This is a genomic window from Pseudoalteromonas sp. ESRF-bin5, assembly GCF_002632075.1.
Classification (GTDB): Bacteria; Pseudomonadota; Gammaproteobacteria; order Enterobacterales; family Alteromonadaceae; genus Pseudoalteromonas; species Pseudoalteromonas marina.
The window spans coordinates 1-6497 of the sequence record NZ_NTLW01000144.1; the positions used below are offsets into that span (position 1 = coordinate 1).

6 protein-coding genes and 4 tRNA genes are annotated in these 6497 nt (G+C 40.2%); 3 read left to right on the forward strand and 7 right to left on the reverse strand.

The genetic code is table 11. The annotated features are described in order from the left end of the window. Nucleotides 1-161, reverse strand: a 161-nt coding sequence (locus tag BCG07_RS07950; protein ID WP_286889712.1) for a transposase, incomplete at its 3' end; no start/stop codon positions are given. A gap of 91 nt (nt 162-252) precedes the next feature. On the opposite strand from BCG07_RS07950, the gene BCG07_RS07955 reads away from it, so the two are divergent. The 3 genes from BCG07_RS07955 (at nt 253) to fadE (ending at nt 3762) form a co-directional block, all read left to right on the forward strand. Continuing rightward, entirely contained in the window at nt 253-591 is a 339-nt protein-coding gene (locus tag BCG07_RS07955) for an ATP-binding protein (protein WP_286889703.1), read from the forward strand. Continuing rightward, nucleotides 584-1021: a response regulator gene (locus BCG07_RS07960; RefSeq protein ID WP_286889706.1), complete on the forward strand. Its 438-nt coding sequence runs from the start codon at nt 584-586 to the stop codon at nt 1019-1021. Before BCG07_RS07955 ends, BCG07_RS07960 begins: the two co-directional genes overlap by 8 nt. Nucleotides 1022-1305: 284 nt before the next feature. Next, the gene (fadE, locus tag BCG07_RS07965) at nt 1306-3762 is read left to right on the forward strand and encodes an acyl-CoA dehydrogenase FadE (protein ID WP_006794046.1); all 2457 of its coding nucleotides are present in this window, start codon (nt 1306-1308) and stop codon (nt 3760-3762) included. Here the strand turns inward: fadE and BCG07_RS07970 are convergent, their stop codons facing one another. The 6 genes from BCG07_RS07970 to BCG07_RS07995 all read right to left on the reverse strand — a co-directional run bounded on the left by BCG07_RS07970 (nt 3763) and on the right by BCG07_RS07995 (nt 6493). Next, complete coding sequence (locus BCG07_RS07970; protein ID WP_286889708.1) at nt 3763-4878, reverse strand: DUF6136 family protein; 1116 nt, start codon at nt 4876-4878, stop codon at nt 3763-3765. Then, nucleotides 4875-5465, reverse strand: a complete 591-nt coding sequence (locus tag BCG07_RS07975) for an ABC transporter ATP-binding protein (protein WP_286889710.1) — start codon at nt 5463-5465, stop codon at nt 4875-4877. Before BCG07_RS07975 ends, BCG07_RS07970 begins: the two co-directional genes overlap by 4 nt. A gap of 561 nt (nt 5466-6026) precedes the next feature. Further along, nucleotides 6027-6103, reverse strand: a tRNA-Asp gene (locus tag BCG07_RS07980). Between the two features lie 53 nt (nt 6104-6156). After that, a tRNA-Asp gene (locus BCG07_RS07985) sits at nt 6157-6233 on the reverse strand. 53 nt (nt 6234-6286) lie between these two features. Further along, a tRNA-Asp gene (locus BCG07_RS07990) sits at nt 6287-6363 on the reverse strand. A gap of 53 nt (nt 6364-6416) precedes the next feature. Continuing rightward, nucleotides 6417-6493 (reverse strand) — tRNA-Asp (locus BCG07_RS07995). Nucleotides 6494-6497 lie beyond the last annotated feature (4 nt).

The following is a 6497-nucleotide window of genomic DNA, read 5'->3' on the forward strand; positions in this document are numbered from 1 at the left end:
GATTTCTTGACCCATGCTCTAAGTGTTTCTGGGGTACATCCCAGTTTATCTGAAATCGATACTAGCGCAGCCCAAAGAGAAGGGTATTCATGCTGTTGTGTGGTAACAAGCCTAATTGCACGTTCACGAAATTCTGATGTATAGCGATTTGATTTTTTCATAGTTCCAGTTTCTCAAGTTATTGAGTCTCTGGCAAACACGGGGCGATTCACGCCGCTAACACTCTTTATCCCTAAACTAGCTTTTCAATTGGTGCTAATGAACCTTGTAAGTAACTCTATAAAGCACACTAATAGTTCTTTTGTTGAAGTTAATTTGTCTGTTGATAATCGAACCGCCGGGTATGTATTTATCATTTCTGACAATGGCCCGGGGATTGATTATACTTACGCCACTAGAATTTTTGAAATGTTTGAGACTCTCAAACCCCGCGACGAAATAGAAGGAAGCGGTATGGGGCTCGCTATGACTAAAAAAATTATTGAGCACTATGGTGGCTATATAAAGCTTTTAGACGCGCCAATAGGCGCAAATTTCGAAATATTCTGGCCTAACATTCAGTCACCTAACTCAGAAGATAATAATGAATAACAAAAAATTCACTTTGCTCATCGTCGAAGATGATGACGTTGACTATTTTTCAATTAAACGCAGCTTAGTGAAACGTGGGATAGAGAATACCCTTGTTAGAGCCAAAGATGGTCAGTACGCTTTAGATTTACTCCATAACGGCGAAGTCACAAGTCCGTTTATTATTTTATTAGATATTCAAATGCCTCGCATGAATGGCTTCGAATTTTTGCAGCGCCTAAGAAAAAGTGAAAACATCAGCAGTAGTATTGTTTTTATGCTTACAACATCTAAAAGTGAGGCGGACATAAAAGCGTGCTATGAGCATAATGTTGCAGGTTATTTTATTAAAGAAAATACAGGTGAAGAATTTCTAAAAATAGTGGATTTATTGGAGGGCTACTGGAAAATGGTCCACTTTCCTAAAATTAATACAGAGCAATTACAATAGCTACCCAATATTTAAGTACATAAGAGACTAAGCCTATCAATATTACAGCGCTGTAAGACAATACTGCTGTGCCTTACGGCCCTGATACTCCCACTCTACAGACAATTTGAGCAACGGGTACACTGTTTAAATACGCTAAGCACACCTTAGTGTTACTGATATAGGTATTTTTTAAAGCAAAACAAAGCGCTTTTAACTATAATTTTACACGCTAATTTACTTGAAACTTAAGCTGACTAGCGCTACTCTAAATGAGGTGGTCTGACCTCTATTAAGGAATTAAAATGACACTCATATTTACACTCGGTTTAATCGTGCTGCTGTGCACTGCGATTTACCACAGAGCGAGTTGGAACACAGCACTTGGTGTTTCTGCTGCAACATTATTAATCGGTACCTTCGCAGGTGCTTTTGGTTTAATTAGCTGGTTGATCTTTTTGATCATCGCAGTGCCTCTTTCAGTTACTGGTATTCGCCAGCAATACATCATCAAACCTATCTTTACGGTATTCAAAAAAGTAACACCGAGCATGTCTGACACTGAAAAGTCAGCTATCGATGCGGGTACAACTTGGTGGGAAGCTGATTTATTTTGCGGTAACCCTGATTGGAAAAAACTACACCAATACCCTGTGCCTAAACTTACTATTGAAGAGCAAGCCTTTATAGATGGCCCTGTTGAAGTAGTATGTAGCATGCTAGATGATTGGGAAGCAACACACGAGCTAACTGATTTACCGCAAGATGTATGGCAATACCTTAAAGACAATAAATTCTTTGCCATGATCATTAAAAAAGAATACGGCGGTTTAGAGTTTTCTGCGTTTGCTCAGTCTTGTGTACTTCAAAAACTAACGAGTAAATCAACATTACTTTCGTCAATTGTTGGTGTTCCAAACTCGTTAGGTCCAGGTGAATTATTACAACACTATGGTACAAAAGAGCAAAAAGACCATTACTTACCGCGCTTAGCTAGCGGTCAAGAAATTCCATGTTTTGCATTAACATCACCAGAAGCTGGCTCTGACGCAAGTTCAATCCCTGATTACGGTGTTGTATGTAAAGGACAATGGAACGGTGAAGAAGTTGTCGGTATAAGCCTAACGTGGAACAAGCGCTATATCACGCTTGCGCCCGTGGCAACGGTACTTGGTCTTGCATTTAAATTACAAGATCCAGATGGCTTATTAAGTGATGTAAAAGAGCCAGGTATTACCTGTGCATTGATCCCAACAGATACTCCTGGAGTAGAAATTGGTCGTCGTCACTTCCCGCTTAACGTACCATTCCAAAATGGTCCTACTCGCGGTAAAGACATTTTTGTACCTCTTGATTACATTATTGGTGGGCCAGATATGGCTGGCCAAGGCTGGCGAATGCTAGTTGAGTGTTTATCGGTAGGCCGTGCAATTACTTTGCCGTCAAATTCTGCCGGTGGCATTAAAATGATTGCAACCGCTACGGGTGCATACAGCCGTATTCGTCGTCAATTCCGTTTACCGATTGGTAAAATGGAAGGTGTTGAAGAATCAATGGCTAAACTTGCCGGTTACGCATACAGCTCAGATGCTGCAGTAAGTATGTCGACTGGTGCGGTTGACTTAGGTGAAAAACCATCTGTTGTATCAGCGATTATTAAATATCACTTAACCGAACAAATGCGCGATGCAACAATCCATGCAATGGACGTTCTTGGCGGTAAAGGGATCATGCTTGGTCCAAATAACTATTTAGGTCGTGGCTATCAAGGTGCACCTATTGCCATAACCGTTGAAGGTGCAAACATCCTGACCCGTAATATGATCATTTACGGCCAGGGTGCGATTCGCTGTCATCCGTTTGTACTAACCGAGCTAGGTGCGTGTGAAATTGAGGACCGCGAAGAAGCGCTTAACGTATTTGATAAAGCGCTAATGGGTCACATAGGCTTTACTATGTCAAACCTAGTGCGTACTAAATGGCTAGCCCTTACAGGTGCTCGCTTTACAAGTGTGCCTTACCATGACGAAACAGCTGAGTTTTACCGTATAGCGTCGCGCTTTAGTGCTTCTTTAGCACTTATGTCAGATATTAGCATGGCTGTATTTGGCGGCTCTCTTAAACGTAAAGAGCGTATTTCTGCACGTTTAGGTGACTTACTTAGCTACCTTTACTTAGTATCTGCAACGCTTAAGCGTTACAACGACGAAGGCCGTAAAAAAGAAGATTTTGCGCTTGTTCAATGGAGCTGTCAGGATCACCTTTACCACTGTCAACGTGCGCTTGCTGACTTAATTAACAATATGCCTTCTGCACCACTTCGTGGCGTATTAAAAGTGTTATTGTTCCCGTTTGGTCGCCCGGTACGTAAACCGACTGATAAGTTAGAGCATAAACTAGCTCAAATTTTACAAGTACCTAGCGAAACACGTAACCGTTTAGCAAGTTATGTATACTTAACAAATGAGCCTCTTAACCTTGTAGGTCGTCAGGAGCAAACGCTTAAAGACGTGCTAGAAGTTGAGCCATTATTTGAAAGAGTATGTAAAGAGAAAGGTGTTAAACTACCGTTCTTCCAACTTGATAAAGTAGCGCAAATGGGTCTTGAAGCAGGTATTTTAAGCCAAGCTGAGGCCGATAAGCTAGCCGCTGTAGAGCAAGCTCGTTTAGACGTAATTAACGTAGACGATTTTGACCCTGCTGATTTGCTTGCAGGTAAAGCAGCGCGTGATAGTGTTATTACAAAAGTGGATGCCGCTTAACTAGTTTAGTAAAGCAAGCAACCCAACGTTAGAAATAATCCAAACCAGCGCATAATGCGCTGGTTTTTTTTGTGCAAAATAAACCTGCAATAAACACCACACAAACCCCAGGTTTAGCAAAGTGCTGTGTAATCTCTCAAACGTAATGCTATAGGCTATAAAGGCTCCTAAAAACAAAAGCATACTGGGCATAAACTGGCTAATATAAAACGCTCGCGTCTTTTGATTCATTTTAAAAAACAACCGATGTTGTCCATGAACTTTAGTACAATCAAATTGTAATGAGCTGCTAAAAAGTACAATAAAAGCAACCGCCACACCGCCTATTATATTCACAAGATCTGGCCGCTTTTCTAATAACTCAGCCGATGCCATAAATACATACAAAAGCAACGATATACGCCATACTAATGTCCAACTATGGTTTATGAAGTAACAAAACCAAAAGCTAAATAAAGACCGAACACTCGTCATTCCATTTATATTAATGACAGGTATAGATGCGCTTAAAAGAAAGATAATTGCAAAACCCAAATGATAAATTAGCGGCGATAACTCAAAAGGAGTAAACAAAAATAAAGTACTTAAAGTAAATCCATAAACGAGCGCGCTAGGTTTGTATAAACAAACAATGCCTAAACCTAACTGTATAAACATAAAAACAAAAAAATGCGGTACTTTTATCCACTGAGCCCAGGTTAAATCAAGCGCTATCAACAGACTCGCTATAAGCCAGCCATTGCTAATAAGTAATAATTTAATATCTGCTATGTTCAGCCAGCTAGGACAAGCGATTGTGTGTTGAAATAGCCGCTGATTGCTATTTTTAATTGCCGGCTTAACCGCGCTTAACATCACACTTTGCAATAACAAATAAAACAAGGCCATTTGGGCACCATATGCAGGTGCATCTGTACTATCTATAATTTTCCCTAGGCCCAAAAAGAGCAACAACACCAAGCCTAAAATAGATGAACCCAACACCACTAAAAATATCAAACCAAAGCTTTTTAACTGCAGTAGCAGCTGCTTAAGCTCAAACGTGTATGCGAGATACCGATAGCTCATAAATGCACGATACTGCTCAAGCTTGCCTTTTACGCTCGCGAAACTCATAGCGAAACACACTTAAAGCCATGCTCAATAAATACAGCCGGCTCATGGCAAGTAATAATAATTTGCCCATTAGGCTTATCATTTAAATACACATCGAGTAATTTTAAAAGGTGCTCAATGCTTGTTTGATCAAGTGCAGCACTTGGCTCATCAAGTAGCAAATACGGTGACTTTCGCATTAGCGCTAAAATTAGCTGACACTTTTTTTGGTTACCCGAGGACAAAGCATCAAAACGCGTATTTAAAAATGCCGTAAAGCTAAACCCTTTAACCAGCTCATGTGGCCACGGGCAGTCGATAGCACAAACAGACAAGTCAATAATTTGATGGGCTGTTAAAAAATCAGGTAACGTAATACGGTCACTGGCTATGGCCACTGTTTTTGTGGGCTCATTCAGCTCCCTCCCCGCAAACAAAAGTGAGCCACTTTGCGGTTTATCAAGTCCTGCTAGCATCATAAGTAAGGTGGTTTTACCGTGGCCATTAGGTGCTTCTATGCAGAGTTTTTGATCTGAAAAAACCTGGTTATAATTTTTAAAAACTACATTGTTGGAAAATTGCTTATTTAAACCAATAACTTCAATCATAAAATATCCTTATAAACTAAGGTTTTATTATAAGCAGACAAAGTAAAGAGGCAAACTTATTGATTTGATTACTGCTGTAGCTAGAAGTACTTACTCATTTTTATAAATAAACTAATACCAACTCGCTTAATTAAATGAGCTATTTTGAGGCTGGGAAAACGTGTTAATAGCTAGGTGAAAAATTCACTATTTAATTGTTCTAAATGAGAATTTTTTAACGCAGGTACCGACACGTTTAGCCCCGCGAAATGATTAAGTATTATTGCGGATTGGTATAAAACAACTTAATTAGCTCTGAGGCAATTTTTGGCGGTAAAAAAATTAAATAGAGGATTTTATCTGCTAACGAAAAATAGCATCAACAGTGGCGTTATAAGCCTATTTAAGGCAAATACATGTTTATATTTAAAAGTATTATTTAAGATACAAAAAATAAATAAAAGTGATTATTTATTAATTTTTATTTAATAGTTTGATAAGTATCGGTGATTTTAAAATTTATAAATGATTTGATGATAAGAAAATTAATCTTTAAGACCTTGTTATTGAGGGAATAACAAGTGGCGGAGTGGACGGGACTCGAACCCGCGACCCCCGGCGTGACAGGCCGGTATTCTAACCAACTGAACTACCACTCCGCAGTGGTATGTGCATGGGGTAATGCACTTACTAATTTTGTTACGATATCAAATGGCGGAGTGGACGGGACTCGAACCCGCGACCCCCGGCGTGACAGGCCGGTATTCTAACCAACTGAACTACCACTCCGCAGTGGTATGTGCATGGGGTAATGCACTTACTAATTTTGTTACGATATCAAATGGCGGAGTGGACGGGACTCGAACCCGCGACCCCCGGCGTGACAGGCCGGTATTCTAACCAACTGAACTACCACTCCGCAGTGGTATGTGCATGGGGTAATGCACTTACTAATTTTGTTACGATATCAAATGGCGGAGTGGACGGGACTCGAACCCGCGACCCCCGGCGTGACAGGCCGGTATTCTAACCAACTGAACTACCACTCCGCAG